This window comes from Pseudomonas sp. GW822-FHT06D10 (genome assembly GCF_058799535.1).
This window is the reverse complement of record NZ_JBXALN010000008.1, coordinates 15,701-30,027: the sequence shown is the minus strand read 5'-3', so window position 1 is coordinate 30,027 and position 14,327 is coordinate 15,701. Positions and strand designations below refer to the sequence as shown.

General features: G+C 62.8%; 12 protein-coding genes. 11 read left to right on the top strand and 1 reads right to left on the bottom strand.

Going from position 1 to position 14,327, the window contains the following annotated elements; all coding sequences use genetic code 11:
* Positions 1-42: 42 nt before the first annotated feature.
* The 6 genes from AC1RL5_RS24525 to AC1RL5_RS24500 all read left to right on the top strand — a co-directional run bounded on the left by AC1RL5_RS24525 (position 43) and on the right by AC1RL5_RS24500 (position 5,891).
* Positions 43-813 carry a sulfite exporter TauE/SafE family protein gene (locus AC1RL5_RS24525; RefSeq protein WP_011063195.1) on the top strand — a complete coding sequence of 257 codons (771 nt, stop codon included), beginning with the start codon at positions 43-45 and terminating at the stop codon, positions 811-813.
* Positions 814-945: 132 nt separating this feature from the next.
* Positions 946-1,494, top strand: coding sequence for a sugar ABC transporter ATPase (locus AC1RL5_RS24520; protein ID WP_072450871.1), 549 nt, complete (start codon positions 946-948; stop codon positions 1,492-1,494).
* A gap of 116 nt (positions 1,495-1,610) precedes the next feature.
* Positions 1,611-3,080 (top strand): IMP dehydrogenase, encoded by a 1,470-nt coding sequence (gene guaB / locus AC1RL5_RS24515; RefSeq protein WP_072450870.1) that lies wholly within the window; start codon positions 1,611-1,613, stop codon positions 3,078-3,080.
* 104 nt (positions 3,081-3,184) lie between these two features.
* Complete coding sequence (gene guaA / locus AC1RL5_RS24510) at positions 3,185-4,762, top strand: glutamine-hydrolyzing GMP synthase (protein ID WP_011063192.1); 1,578 nt, start codon at positions 3,185-3,187, stop codon at positions 4,760-4,762.
* A 323-nt stretch (positions 4,763-5,085) separates the two neighbouring features.
* A complete protein-coding gene (locus AC1RL5_RS24505; RefSeq protein ID WP_492589836.1) occupies positions 5,086-5,364 on the top strand; it encodes a hypothetical protein in 279 nt (92 codons plus the stop codon).
* Between the two features lie 5 nt (positions 5,365-5,369).
* Positions 5,370-5,891, top strand: a complete 522-nt coding sequence (locus AC1RL5_RS24500) for a helix-turn-helix transcriptional regulator (RefSeq protein ID WP_072450869.1) — start codon at positions 5,370-5,372, stop codon at positions 5,889-5,891.
* 16 nt (positions 5,892-5,907) lie between these two features.
* Here the strand turns inward: AC1RL5_RS24500 and treR are convergent, their stop codons facing one another.
* Positions 5,908-6,612: a trehalose operon repressor gene (gene treR, locus AC1RL5_RS24495; protein ID WP_011063188.1), complete on the bottom strand. Its 705-nt coding sequence runs from the start codon at positions 6,610-6,612 to the stop codon at positions 5,908-5,910.
* Between the two features lie 229 nt (positions 6,613-6,841).
* On the opposite strand from treR, the gene treP reads away from it, so the two are divergent.
* From treP to AC1RL5_RS24470, 5 genes are all read left to right on the top strand, one after another.
* The gene (treP, locus tag AC1RL5_RS24490; protein ID WP_011063187.1) at positions 6,842-8,284 is read left to right on the top strand and encodes a PTS system trehalose-specific EIIBC component; all 1,443 of its coding nucleotides are present in this window, start codon (positions 6,842-6,844) and stop codon (positions 8,282-8,284) included.
* A 60-nt stretch (positions 8,285-8,344) separates the two neighbouring features.
* Entirely contained in the window at positions 8,345-9,994 is a 1,650-nt protein-coding gene (treC, locus tag AC1RL5_RS24485; RefSeq protein WP_207239620.1) for an alpha,alpha-phosphotrehalase, read from the top strand.
* Between the two features lie 134 nt (positions 9,995-10,128).
* The gene (locus AC1RL5_RS24480) at positions 10,129-11,352 is read left to right on the top strand and encodes a maltoporin (protein ID WP_072450866.1); all 1,224 of its coding nucleotides are present in this window, start codon (positions 10,129-10,131) and stop codon (positions 11,350-11,352) included.
* A gap of 60 nt (positions 11,353-11,412) precedes the next feature.
* Positions 11,413-13,950: a phosphoenolpyruvate--protein phosphotransferase gene (ptsP, locus tag AC1RL5_RS24475; protein WP_145712314.1), complete on the top strand. Its 2,538-nt coding sequence runs from the start codon at positions 11,413-11,415 to the stop codon at positions 13,948-13,950.
* Between the two features lie 2 nt (positions 13,951-13,952).
* Positions 13,953-14,243, top strand: a complete 291-nt coding sequence (locus AC1RL5_RS24470; protein ID WP_011063183.1) for a PTS sugar transporter subunit IIB — start codon at positions 13,953-13,955, stop codon at positions 14,241-14,243.
* Positions 14,244-14,327: the final 84 nt, after the last annotated feature.

The following is a 14,327-nucleotide window of genomic DNA, read 5'->3' as shown; positions in this document are numbered from 1 at the left end:
GCTGGCTAAAGTCACTGCGTATTCAACTGGGAAGTCGCAGCGATGAGCGTGGTAATCGAGGGTTTGAACCAGTGGTCTTTCGGCCCGGGCAGTTGGTTGGTGATCGGCCTGGGTATCGCGCTGGCGTACATAGTGTTCGGCATTGCCGGGTTCGGTACGGCCCTGGTGGCCGGGCCGGTGTTGATCCTGTTCATGCCGCTGTCGAAGATCGTGCCGCTGCTGGTGCTCCTGGATTTTGTCGCGGCCTTTGGCAACCTTCTGCCGTCGCGCAAGGATGTGGCCAGGCCGGAGTTGCTGCGCCTGTTGCCCTGCATGGCAGTAGGTTGCACCTTGGGGGTGATCTTCCTGCTCAACCTCAAATCCGATCTATTGCTGCTATTGATGGGGCTGTTCATCAGTGCTTATGCCATCTACAGCCTGTGGGTGAAGGCGCGTCCGACCCAACTGGCGGCTGGCTGGGCGGTGCCGATGGGGATTGTCGGTGGGCTGTTTGGCGCCCTCTTCGGCAGTGGCGGCTTTCTATATGCCATCTACCTGAACAGCCGCCTGCCCAAGGACCCGGCGCGGGCGACCCAGAGCGCGCTGATCAGTTGCAGCACCGTGGTGCGCCTGAGCCTGTTCGCCCTGGCCGGGGTCTATGCCGAGTTGCCGCTGCTGCTATTGGCGCTATGCCTGTTGCCGGCGATGGCCTTGGGGTTGTGGATTGGCCGCCGGCTGACGATGAAACTGTCCCGGGAGGCTTTTGTACGCCTGGTGACCTGGCTGGTGCTGGCCAGTGGCGTTGCCTTGATCGGCCGTTACCTGAGTACTTGACCTGCTGGGGCCAGGGATTAAGCTGCGGGCCTTTGAATTCGTTCGCCGGCAGGCCGGCTCCTACAATTGATGACAGGAGCCGGCTTGCCGGCGAAAGCGTGAGTACCGTCCCCGCATGTTCCAGGCTTATCCATGAACTCCCAAAGCATCCTCGTCCCGAAAATTTCCACCCTGCCGGTGCACGAGCCCCGGGCCCGGGCGATCGTGCGCTGGCTGGTGCGCAAGAACATCGTCGAGGAAAGCCTCAGCACCTGCGGGCGCACGGGCAATCGCATGGGGCACGCCATTGCCGCCGGGGCACGGGAGGTGGTGCTGCGGCCAGAGGCGCTGCCCTTCGGCGAGCCGATCAATGGCCTGGAGATCATCACCAAACGCTGCATCTACACCCCGGCCAAGGGCTTTCTCGAAGAAGCCGGCTGTGCCGAGTGCCGGCAGGAAATCGGCGAAGCGCTGTTCGAGAGCCTGGAAGACTGGATGCCGGGGCGCACCGATAACTTCACCTGTCCCGAGTGCGGTCATGAAGATGACATCAACGGCTTTCTGTTTCTTCAGGAATGCGGTTTTTCCAACTTGGGCTTCATCTTCAACAACTGGGCCGAAGCGGGTTTTAAACAGAGCTTTATCGACGAGTTCGCCGAATGGCTGGATCAGCCGATAAGTTGGGTCAAGGTCGAGTTGTAGCGCGCGGATATCTCCATCTATCACTCCAGCGATATTAGCCAGAGTTTTACATTGAGCCCGGGTAGCTGTCTGAGTATAATGGCGCGCTTCCATTTTCCCGCCCGGGAGCCCCCGCGATGCTGCGTATCAGCCAAGAAGCCCTCACCTTCGACGACATTCTCCTAGTGCCCGGTTATTCCGAAGTACTGCCTAATGAAGTCAGTCTTAAGACCCGTTTGACCCGTGGCATCGAGCTGAATATTCCACTGGTTTCCGCCGCCATGGACACCGTCACTGAAGCCCGTCTGGCAATCGCCATGGCTCAGGAAGGCGGCATCGGCATCATCCACAAGAACATGACCATCGAGCAGCAGGCTGCCGAAGTGCGCAAGGTCAAGCGTTTCGAAGCCGGTGTGGTCAAGGACCCGATCACCATCGAGGCCGACGCCACCGTGCGTGACCTGCTCGAACTGACCAGCATGCATAACATCTCCGGTGTGCCGGTACTGCACAACGGCGACCTGGTGGGCATCGTGACTTCCCGCGACGTGCGTTTCGAAAGCCGTCTGGAAGTCAGCGTCCGTGAAGTGATGACGCCTAAAGAGCGCCTGGTCACGGTCAAGGAAGGCGCCGACAAGACCGCCGTCCGCGAGCTGCTGCACAAGCACCGCATCGAGCGTGTACTGATCGTCGACGGCGCCTTCGCCCTCAAGGGCATGATGACCGTCAACGATATCGAGAAAGCCAAGGCTTACCCTCTGGCCAGCAAGGACGACCAGGGTCGCCTGCGCGTCGGCGCTGCGGTCGGTACTGGCAAGGACACTGGCGATCGCGTTGCTGCGCTGGTCAATGCTGGTGTCGACGTGGTGGTGGTGGACACCGCCCACGGTCACTCCAAAGGCGTGATCGACCGCGTTCGATGGGTCAAGGAGAACTTCCCGCAAGTGCAGGTGATCGGCGGCAACATCGCTACTGGCGCTGCCGCCAAGGCCCTGGCCGAAGCTGGCGCCGACGCAGTCAAGGTCGGTATCGGCCCGGGCTCGATCTGCACCACCCGTATCGTTGCCGGTGTTGGCGTGCCGCAAATCAGCGCCATCGCCAATGTTGCAGCGGCGCTGGTAGGCACTGGCGTGCCGCTGATCGCCGACGGCGGTATCCGGTTCTCCGGTGACCTGTCCAAGGCCATCGTCGCCGGTGCTTCCTGCGTGATGATGGGTTCGATGTTCGCCGGTACCGAAGAGGCTCCAGGCGAGATCGAGCTGTTCCAGGGCCGCTCCTACAAGGCTTACCGGGGCATGGGTTCCCTGGGCGCCATGTCCCAGGCCCAGGGCTCTTCCGACCGCTACTTCCAGGACTCCTCCGCGGGTGCCGAGAAGCTGGTGCCGGAAGGTATCGAAGGTCGCGTGCCATACAAGGGCACCCTGACCGCGATCATCCATCAGCTGATGGGCGGCCTGCGTTCTTCCATGGGCTACACCGGTAGCGCCAACATCGAAGAAATGCGCACCAAGCCGGAGTTTGTCCGCATCACCGGTGCCGGCATGGCTGAATCCCACGTCCACGACGTGCAGATCACCAAGGAAGCGCCAAACTATCGCGTAGGTTGATAGTGATCGCCTCCAGGCCAAGGCCCGGAGGCGATTGACGAATTTAGTAACCGGGGCTGTGTTTTTCAGCCCCGTGTCGTTTCTGAAATTAGACGAGACTGACCATGGCCCTCGACATTCACGCTCACCGTATCCTGATCCTCGACTTCGGTTCCCAGTACACCCAACTGATCGCCCGCCGTGTGCGCGAGATCGGGGTCTACTGCGAACTGCATCCGTTCGACATGGACGACGAAGCGATCCGCGAATTCGCTCCCAAAGGCGTCATCCTCGCCGGCGGCCCCGAATCCGTGCACGAAGCCAACAGCCCTCGCTGCCCGCAGGCGGTGTTTGACCTGGGCGTTCCGGTCTTCGGCATCTGCTACGGCATGCAGACCATGGCCGAGCAGTTGGGCGGCAAGGTCGAAGGTTCCGAGCTGCGTGAGTTCGGCTATGCCCGGGTTGATGTAGTCGGCAAGAGCCGCCTGCTGGACGGCATCGAAGACCACGTCGACGCCGACGGCCTGTTCGGCCTAGACGTTTGGATGAGCCACGGTGACAAGGTCACCAAGATGCCGGAAGACTTCCACATCCTGGCCAGCACCCCGAGCTGCCCGATTGCCGGCATGTTCAACGACGACCTGCGCTACTACGGCGTGCAGTTCCACCCGGAAGTGACCCACACCAAGCAGGGCGGTCGCATCCTGTCGCGCTTCATCCTCGACATCTGCGGCTGTGAAGCGCTGTGGACCCCGTCGAAGATCGCCGAGGACGCCATTGCCCAGATCCGTGCCCAGGTTGGCACCGACAACGTCCTGCTGGGCCTGTCAGGCGGCGTCGACTCCTCGGTGGTCGCGGCCCTGCTGCACAAGGCCATCGGCGACCAGCTGACCTGCGTCTTCGTCGACAACGGCCTGCTGCGCCTGCACGAAGGCGAGCAAGTAATGGCCATGTTCGCCGAGAACATGGGCGTCAAGGTGATCCGCGCCAACGCCGAGGAGCAGTTCCTCAATAACCTGGCCGGCGAAGCCGACCCGGAGAAGAAGCGCAAGATCATCGGCCGTACCTTCATCGACGTGTTCGATGCCGAATCCTGCAAGCTGGAAAACATCAAGTACCTGGCCCAGGGCACCATCTACCCGGACGTGATCGAGTCGGCTGGCGCGAAAAGCGGCAAGGCCCACGTGATCAAGTCGCACCACAACGTGGGCGGCCTGCCGGAAGAAATGAACCTCAAGCTGGTCGAGCCACTGCGCGAGCTGTTCAAGGACGAAGTCCGTCGTCTGGGCCTGGAACTGGGCCTGCCGTACGACATGGTCTACCGTCACCCGTTCCCGGGTCCGGGCCTGGGTGTGCGCATCCTCGGTGAAGTGAAGAAGGAATACGCCGACCTGCTGCGTCGCGCCGATCACATCTTCATCGAAGAGCTGCGCAAGGCCGACTGGTACCACAAGGTCAGCCAGGCATTCGTGGTGTTCCAGCCGGTGAAATCCGTGGGCGTGGTAGGTGATGGCCGTCGTTACGCCTGGGTCGTGGCCCTGCGCGCCGTGGAAACCATCGACTTCATGACCGCACGTTGGGCGCACCTGCCTTACGAACTGCTGGAAACCGTCAGCGGCCGGATCATCAACGAGATCGAAGGCATCTCCCGCGTCACTTACGACGTGTCGAGCAAGCCACCGGCCACGATTGAGTGGGAATGATCGGGGCCGAGTGATCGACGCTTGATCCATTCGCGTTAGCCAATGGCGATCGGGACCTTCGGGTGTCGATCGCCATTGTCGTTTCTGGGGGATTGCCTGCGGTACACATCGGCATTTGTGTTGCAGGACCTTTAGAGGCGGCGCTTTTTCGCCTTCCGGCAATATCACGTAAGACATGCTCGGCCCCTTGTCCTGGGCTTCTCTCTACCCTTGGATCTCCCCCCGCCTGTTTTTGCTGCGGCTTGTTCGCGGCGGGGTTTGATCGGAGGGTACAAGGTTGTCGGTTGACAACCTTGTGTGACTGGCGATACTGGAGGCTATGGATGGCTCGTGCAACTCATCCCAAGAAGGACATTGAAATGGCCCTGCGCTACGCCGAATGGCAGGGCTGGCGCATCGAGGTCGGCGGTGGTCATGCCTGGGGGCGGATCTATTGTCCGTACAACAACGAAGTGTGTCGCTGTGGCGAGTTCTGCATCACCAGCGTATGGCGCACGCCGAAGAATCCGACCCAGCACGCCCGGGCGTTATGCCGGGTGATCGATAACTGCACCCTGAACCAGCTGCGTGGAGCCAAGTCGTCGGCAGCCCGCAAGGAGTAAGCACCATGGAATACCTGTTCACCCTCAACTACCTGCTGCCGCGGGAGGGCTGTGATCCGCTGCAACTGGTGGAGCGCCTCGGTGCGGCGGGTTGCACCGACGTCCTGGTGGGCAGCGGCCTGGCCGGGCGCCTGGCCCTGGAGTTCAGTCGCGAAGCCGAGAGTGCCGAGGCGGCGCTGCTCAGTGCCTTGGGGGATATCAAGCGGATCATTCCCGAAGCGCGGCTGGTGGAGGCCAGCCCGGATTTTGTCGGCCTCAGCGAGATCGCCGAGATCGTCGGCGTGTCCCGGCAGAACATGCGCAAGCTGATGCTCGGCCATGCCGATAGTTTTCCCCTGGCGATCCATGAAGGCAGCGCTTCGCTGTGGCACTTGGCGGAGGTCCTGAGCTGGCTGGACAGCAAGGGCGGCTACGCCCTCAAGCACCCGGTGATCGAGGTGGCGCGGGTGGCGCAGCAGGTGAACACCGCCAAGGAGTCGCAGCGCATCGGCCCCCTCAGCGATGAACTGGTGGCCTTGCTGGGCTGATGGGGCAGGGTGGGGCTTAGCGCCGCGCCACGTCGGAGAAGTAGAACTTGTCCAGGGTGTGCCGTGATTCGGTGTACTCGAACTGGCGCCCGTCCTGGAGAAAGGTCTGGTTGCTCACCACGATCACGTGGCTCTGGCCGTCCAGGTCGAGCAACTGCTGGTCGTCCTTGCTCCGCGGGCTGGCCTCGATGGTGCGTTGGGCGTAGCTGATGCTCAATTGCAGGGTTTGTTCGATGTAGGCATAGATCGACTGCTCGGCGATTTGCCGGTCCAGCCCCGGAATCAGATCGGCGACAAAGTGGTTGATGTCGAGAATCACCCGTTTGCCGTCAATGCGCCTGACCCGCTTGATCCGGGTGATCAGGCTGCCTTCTTCGGCTTGTAGATGGGCCCGCAGCGGGCCTTCGAGAGGAAACTGGCTGAACTCCACCACCTCGGTGCTGACGTCATCCCCCAGGCCTGGATAGGTTTCCTGGAAGCTGACGATGCCGCCCAGTTGGAACTCGATGGGATTGGGCGAGAGCACGAAGGTGCCCTTGCCGTGGATCTTCTGCGCGAAGCCGCGCTCCTGCAGCAGTTCGATGGCCTTGCGCACGGTGCCGCGGCTGGCCTGGTAGCTGTCCATCAGTTCGCTTTCCGAAGGCAGGCGGGCGCCACGCTCCAGACGTTCGGTGGTGATGCTGGCAAGCAGATCGCTGTAGATCTGGTTGTATTTGCTCATGGGATGGCTCTGTGCCGCGCTGTGCTCAAGGCAGGCACCTTAAGGGCTGCGCGGGGTATTTGTCCATGTACCTGGCAGGCCGGAGTCGGCTCGGAAAAGCACATTTCGAGCGTTGGCCCGAAGAAAAATCCAAACTCGTCTGTACGAGTTGTTGATTTAACTCGTACAGACGAGTAGTTTCCTCCTCGGCGTGCTGCCAATAACAAAAATCTCAGGTGGAAGAACGAGCATGAGCCACGACTATTCAACGATCGCCAGCGAGTTGCTGCACAGCCTCGGTGGCGCCGACAACCTCGAGCAGGCTGCCCATTGCGTGACCCGCCTGCGCCTGGCCCTGAAGGACCCGAGCCGGGTCGACAGCGCCACGCTCAATCAGATCGACCTGGTCAAGGGATCGTTCTTCACCGGCGGCCTGTTCCAGGTTGTGATCGGCCCCGGCGAAGTGGAAAAGGTCTATGCGGCGCTGCGTGAGCAGACTGGCCTTGCGGCCTCGACCATTGCCGATGTGAAGGACAAGGGCGCGCAGAAGACCCATGCCATGCAGCGTCTGGTGCGGGTGTTCTCCGATGTGTTCATGCCTATCCTGCCGGCCCTGATCATCGCCGGCCTGCTGATGGGGGTGAACAACCTGCTGGGTGCCAAGGGCATGTTCATCGAGGGCCAGACCCTGCTCGAGGCCTACCCGGGCCTGGACGGGCTGTGGAGCCTGATCAACCTGATGGCCAACACTTCCTTCGTGTTCCTGCCGGCCCTGGTGGGCTGGTCGGCGGCCAAGCGCTTCGGCGGCAGCGAGATCCTCGGCATCGTCCTGGGCCTGATGCTGGTGCACCCGGACCTGCTCAACGCCTGGAACTACGGCAAGGCCGTGGCCGGGCTGGATGGCCAGAGCCTGCCGTACTTCGACATCCTCGGCCTGTTCCAGATCGAGAAGGTCGGCTACCAGGGGCAGATCCTGCCGATCCTGCTGGCAGCCTATGTGATGAGCGTGATCGAAAAATGGCTGCGGGCCCGGGTGCCCAACGCCATTACCCTGCTGGTGGTGCCCATCACCACCATCGTGGTCACCGGGGTGCTGGCCCTGGCGATCATCGGCCCGGTGACCCGCCATCTGGGGATCCTGATCACCGAAGGCGTGGTCACCCTGTTCGACCTGGCGCCGGTGGTGGGTGGGGCGATCTTTGGCCTCCTCTATGCGCCGCTGGTGATCACCGGCATGCACCACATGTTCCTGGCGGTCGATCTGCAACTGATCTCCACCCAGGGCGGCACCTTTATCTGGCCCATGATCGTCATGTCCAACCTGGCCCAGGGCAGCGCGGCCCTGGCGGTGTTCACCATGAGCCGCAATGCTCGGGATCGCAGCATGGCTTCGACCTCGGCGATCTCGGCCTATTTCGGCATCACCGAGCCGGCGATGTTCGGCGTCAACCTGCGCTACAAGTTTCCGTTCTATGCCGCGCTGATCGGTTCGGCCCTGGGCAGCATCTTCCTCTCGCTGAACAAGGTCCAGGCCTCGGCCATCGGCGTCGGTGGGCTGCCGGGGTTCATCTCGATCATTCCGCAATACATCCCGATGTTCGTGATCGGCATGGTCGTCGCCCTGGTGGTGCCTTTCGTCCTGACCTGCGGCCTGAGCCTGAAGATCATCCGTCCCGGCTACCGAGTGGCCTGACCGGCCCTGCAGGAGCCGGCTCGCTGGCGAATGCCCTCGCACTTTCCAAAGGATTCCCCCATGCAAGACTGGCAGCGTTCGGTGATCTACCAGATCTACCCGAAAAGTTTTCACAGCCACCAAGGGCAGGCCACCGGCGACTTGCTGGGAGTGGTAGACAAGCTTGACTACCTGCACTGGCTGGGGGTCGATTGCCTGTGGCTGACCCCGTTCCTGCGTTCGCCGCAACGCGACAATGGCTATGACATCAGCGACTACTACGCCATCGACCCCAGCTACGGCAGCATGGCCGACTGCCAATTGCTGATCGAGGAGGCCGGCAAGCGCGGGATCAAGCTGATGCTGGACATCGTGGTCAACCACACTTCCATCGAGCACGCCTGGTTCCAGCAGGCCCGCAGTAGCCTGGACAACCCCTACCGGGACTTCTACATCTGGCGCGATGAGCCCAACAACTGGGAGTCCAAGTTCGGCGGCTCGGCCTGGGAATACGAAGCGCAGACCGGCCAGTACTACCTGCACCTGTTCGACCACACTCAGGCCGACCTCAACTGGGACAACCCACGGGTGCGCGCCGAAGTCTTCAAGATGATGCGCTTCTGGCGGGATAAGGGCGTCGGCGGCTTTCGCCTCGACGTGATCAACCTCATTTCCAAGCCTGCGGACTTCCCCGAGGACCAGAGCGATGGCCGGCGCTTCTATACCGATGGCCCGAACGTTCATGAGTACTTGCAGGAAATGCATCGGGAAGTGTTCGCCGGCCATGACCTGGTGAATGTCGGCGAGATGTCGTCCACCCGCCTGGAACACTGCATCCGCTACTCGAACCCGGAGTCGAAGGAGCTGTCCATGACCTTCAACTTCCATCACCTGAAGGTGGATTACCCCAATCAGCAGAAGTGGGTGCGGGCCGATTTCGACTTCCTTGAACTCAAGCGCATCCTGTCCGACTGGCAATGCGGCATGCAGGCCGGCGGCGGCTGGAATGCGCTGTTCTGGTGTAACCACGACCAGCCCCGGGTGGTATCGCGCTTTGGCGACGACGGCGAACACCGCGTGGTGTCGGCGAAGATGCTGGCCACCGCATTGCACCTGCTGCAGGGCACGCCCTTTATCTATCAGGGCGAAGAGCTGGGCATGACCAATCCGCACTTCGAGCGGATCGAGCAGTACCGCGACGTCGAGACCCTGAATATCTACCGCCTCAAGCGCGAGGCCGGTGAAGAGCCGCAGGCCATCATGGCGGCGATCCAGCAGAAGTCCCGGGACAACGGGCGCACGCCAATGCAGTGGAATGCCGGGGCCAATGCCGGTTTCAGCAGCGGCACCCCCTGGATCGAGGTTGCGGCCAACGCTGGCCAGATCAATGTCCAGGCACAGCTCGACGACCCGCAATCAGTGCTGCACCACTATCGCCAATTGATCGCGTTGCGCCGTGAGCAGGGTTTGATCCAGCACGGCGTCTATCGCCAATTGCTGCCCGAGCATATGCAGGTCTGGGCCTACGTGCGGGAAGGGCAGGGCGAGCGACTGCTGGTGGTGAACAACTTCTACGGTTCGCCGTGTGAGGTTGAATTGCCGCAGGAGGTCATCGACCCGGGCATGCAGCAGCGTCTGCTGATCAGCAACTACCCGGGGGATGGCGCCCGCAGCCGGCATTTGCTGCTGCGGCCCTATGAGTCCTTCGTCCTGCACCTGACCGACTGCTGACAATCCTCGCAGAAGCTGCCGGGCGGTTTGCGTCTGCCGTGAATGCGCTGTTGCAGATACAGCGCAGGGCTTCGTTCGTCGGCAAGCCGGCTTCTGCGGATCGAAATATCACAATAAAAATAATGGGGTGGCTTATGAAAACAACAATAAATCGCGGCCTGGCGGCGTCCTGCCTGTGCCTGGCAATGCCCTTTCCGGCCCAGGCCCTGGAGTTCGCCGGCTACCTGCGCAGCGGCCTTGGCACTTCGGTCAACAGCGGCCCGCAATCCTGCTTTCAGCTACCCGGCGCGCCCTCCAAGTACCGCCTGGGCAACGAGTGCGAGCAGTACGCCGAGCTTGAGCTGCGCCAGGACCTGTACACCCTGGAGGACGGTTCGGTACTCAGCGTCGACGGCATGGCCTCGCTCTACAACCGCTACGACCGCAACCTGACCTTCCAGGGCGAGAACGGCTCGGCGCGCATGCCGCAGATGTACGCCCAGTGGTCGAACCTGCCCAGCCTCAATGGCGGCTCACTGTGGGCCGGGCGCCGTTACTACAAGCGTAACGACATCCATATTTCCGACTTCTACTACTGGAACCAGAGCGCCACCGGCGGCGGGGTCGAGGACGTGCGCATCGGCGATTTGAAATACAGCTACGCCTTTTCCCGCAAGGACAACCTCTACCAGAAGCAAGCCGTGAGCCGTCACGACTTCAACGTTGCCGGCTTCCAGACCAACCCCGGCGGCGAGCTGGAGCTGGGCCTGAGTTACCTGGAAAAGCCCGATCGCCGTGGTGCCCACAATGGCTGGGCGATCACCACCCAGCATGTGCAGAAAGACTTTTTCGGCGGCAAGAACAAACTGGCCCTGCAATACGGTGAGGGGCCCGGTACCGGCCTGGGCTACACCGGCAATCCCTACCTGGATGACGGCAACAAGAGCTATCGCCTGGTGGAGTTCTTCGATTGGCAGGTCACCCCGCGCTTCGGCGGCCAGGTAGAGGCGGTCTATCAGAAGGACATTCGCCCCGACGGCCAGGACCAGAACTGGATCTCCCTGGGTGTGCGCCCGGCCTATGCCATCACCGAACAGTTCAAGCTGGTGACCGAGTTTGGTCATGATCAGGTGGAGGCGCCCGGTGGCACCCGCAAACTCAGCAAGTTCACCTTCGCGCCCACCTGGTCGCCCAAGGGGCCGGAGTTCTGGGCGCGGCCCGAGGTGCGCCTGTATTACACCTATGCCAGTTGGAACGAGGCCGCCAAACGCGCGGCCAACGAACTGGCGGCTGGCTCCGCGCTGTCCGACAGTGGTGTCTTCGGCACCGCCCGGCACGGGGCGAACGTCGGTTTGCAGGTCGAGTACTGGTGGAAATAAGCGATGCTGTCGGGGCTCGCGCTCCATCGGCACTTCAAGGAATCATTAGCAGGTGACGTCATGGCCATAACCCAACCCTTGCAATTGCTCGCGCCCCTGTCCGGGGTGCTGCTGCCCCTGGAGCAGGTGCCCGACCCGGTGTTTTCCAGCCGGGTGATCGGCGACGGCGTGTGTATCGACCCGACTTCCCAGACCCTCTGCGCACCTCTGTCCGGGGTGATCAGCAACCTGCAGCACAGCGGCCATGCGGTGAGCATCACTGGTGAACAGGGGCAGCAGGTGCTGATGCACATCGGGCTGGACACGGTGAATCTCGCGGGCAAGGGCTTCACCTGTCTGGTCGAGGAGGGTCAGCAGGTCTCGGCAGGCCAGCCGCTGATCGAGTTCGATGCTGATTATCTGGCCCGGCACGCTCGCAGCCTGTTGACCCTGATGCTGGTGGTCAGTGGCGAGGCGGTGACGGGGCTGGTGTCCGACAGCCTGCTGGTGGAGCTGGGACAGCCGGTGTTGCAGATCGAGCCGGCCTGCGCAGAGGAAGGTGCCAAGGCCGAGGGCGCTGAAGCAGAGGCGCTGTTTTCCAAACCGCTGATCCTGGGCAACCCCCAGGGGCTGCATGCTCGTCCGGCGGCGTTGCTGGCCCAGGCCGCCAAGGGCTTTGCCGCGAATATCTGCCTACACCGGCGCCAGGACTCGGCCAATGCCAAGTCCCTGGTGTCGATCATGGCGTTGCAGACGGTGCAGGGCGATGTCTTGCAGGTCAGTGCTGCGGGTGCGGATGCCGAGCAGGCGATCCAGGTTCTGGTGGAGCTGCTGGCCTCGGGTTGTGGCGAGAAAGTCAGTGCTGCGGCGCCGAGTCCTGAGCCAGTAGCGGCGCGGGATGAGTCGCTGGAGACGGTTCTGCGGGGTGTCTGTGCGTCACCGGGTTCGGCGGTCGGCCAGGTGGTCCATGTGGCTGAGCAGCGCTTGCAGATAAGCGAGTGGGCGGCAAACCCGCAGCAGGAGCGCGAAGTCCTTGAGCGGGCCTTGCGAGAGGCGGTGCGGGGCCTGCAACAGCTGCGGGACAATGCCCCGGGTGAAGCACAGCAGGAAATCTTCCGTGCCCACCAGGAACTCCTCGACGACCCGAGCCTGTTGCAGCAGGCCCAAGCCCTGATCGTCGCCGGCAAGAGCGCCGCCTTTGCCTGGAACAGTGCCATCGAGGTTACCGCCGAGCTGTTCAAGGGCCTGGGCAGTACGCTGCTGGCTGAGCGCGCGGTGGATCTGGCGGATGTCGGCCAACGGGTGCTCAAGCTGATTCTCGGGGTGCAAGAGCATGCCGTGAGCTTGCCGGACCAGGCCATTCTGATTGCCGAGCAACTGACCCCCTCGCAGACCGCCAGCCTGGACACGGCCAAGGTGCTGGGGTTTGCCACTGTCGGCGGCGGTGCCACCAGCCACGTGGCGATTCTCGCCCGAGCCCTGGGCCTGCCGGCGATCTGTGGGCTGTCGCCCCGGGTCCTGTCCCTGGCCAACGGCACCCGGGTGCTGCTGGATGCCGATCGTGGCGAACTGCATACGGACCCTGACCCGCAACGCTTGCAGCAACTGGAGGCCCTGCGTCAGCAGCAACGCCTGCGCCAGCGTCAGGACCTGGCCCAGGCGGCGCAACCGGCGGTGACCCGTGATGGTCATCATCTGGAGGTCACGGCCAACATTGCCTCTCTGGCGGAGGCCGAGCAGGCCATGAGCCTGGGAGGCGAGGGCGTCGGCCTGTTGCGTTCGGAGTTCCTCTACCAGGACCGCAGCCACGCCCCCAGTCTGGAGGAGCAGGCCGAAACCTATCGGGCCATCGCCCAGGCCCTGGGCCCTGAGCGCAATCTGGTGGTGCGCACCCTGGACGTGGGCGGCGACAAGCCCCTGGCCTATGTGCCCATGGACAGTGAAGCCAACCCTTTTCTCGGCCTGCGGGGCATCCGCCTGTGCCTGGAGCGTCCCGAACTGCTGCGGGAGCAGTTCCGGGCGATTCTCGCCAGCGCCGGGCAGGCACGCCTGCACATCATGTTGCCCATGGTCAGCCAGCTGGCGGAGCTGCGTCAGGCGCGGCAGCTACTGGATGACGAGGTTCGGGCCCTGGGCCTGGCGGAAAGGCCCAAGTTGGGCATCATGATCGAAGTGCCTTCGGCGGCCCTGATGGCAGACCGCTTTGCTCCGGAGGTGGATTTCTTCTCCATCGGCACTAACGACCTGACCCAGTACACCCTGGCCATGGACCGTGATCATCCGCGCCTGGCCAGTCAGGCCGACAGCTTCCACCCGTCGGTGCTGCGCCTGATCGCGCGAACGGTGCAGGCCGCCCATGCCCACGGCAAGTGGGTCGGAGTCTGTGGTGCACTGGCGTCCGAAACCCTGGCAGTGCCGCTGTTGCTGGGCCTGGGGGTGGACGAACTGTCGGTGAGCGTGCCGTTGATTCCGGCCATCAAGGCCCGGGTACGCGAGCTGGATTTGAGCGAATGCCAGGCGCTGGCAGCTCGGATCATCGATCTGGAGGACGCGGTTCAGGTACGTGAATACCTGCACAAGCAGCAAGTCGCAGCCGATTCACTGGTTCTGGAGAACTGAAAATGTTCGAGAAATTGCAACGCGCGTTCTGGAAAGCCCTGACTCCAGACTTGATCCCTGATCAGCCGAAGGCCCCCAGGGCCAACGGCAATGTTCTGAATGACGCAATGCTGGCGGCGCTGGGTGGCAGCGCCAACATCAAGAGCCAGCAACCCCTGGCCCTGACCCGCCTGCGCCTTGAGCTGCATGATCCGCAACTGCTGGACAGCAGCGCCCTGCGCGTGGCGGGGGTACCGGCGGTGATGCCCCTGGCCGGTGGCGTGGTGCACCTGCTGCTGGGATTGCAGGGCTGAGGGGGCTGTTCGCCGGCCAGCCGGCTCCTGCAAGAGCAACGGGCTTGTCAGCGAGCAGACTCTCGAAAACACCCATCGTTTCCC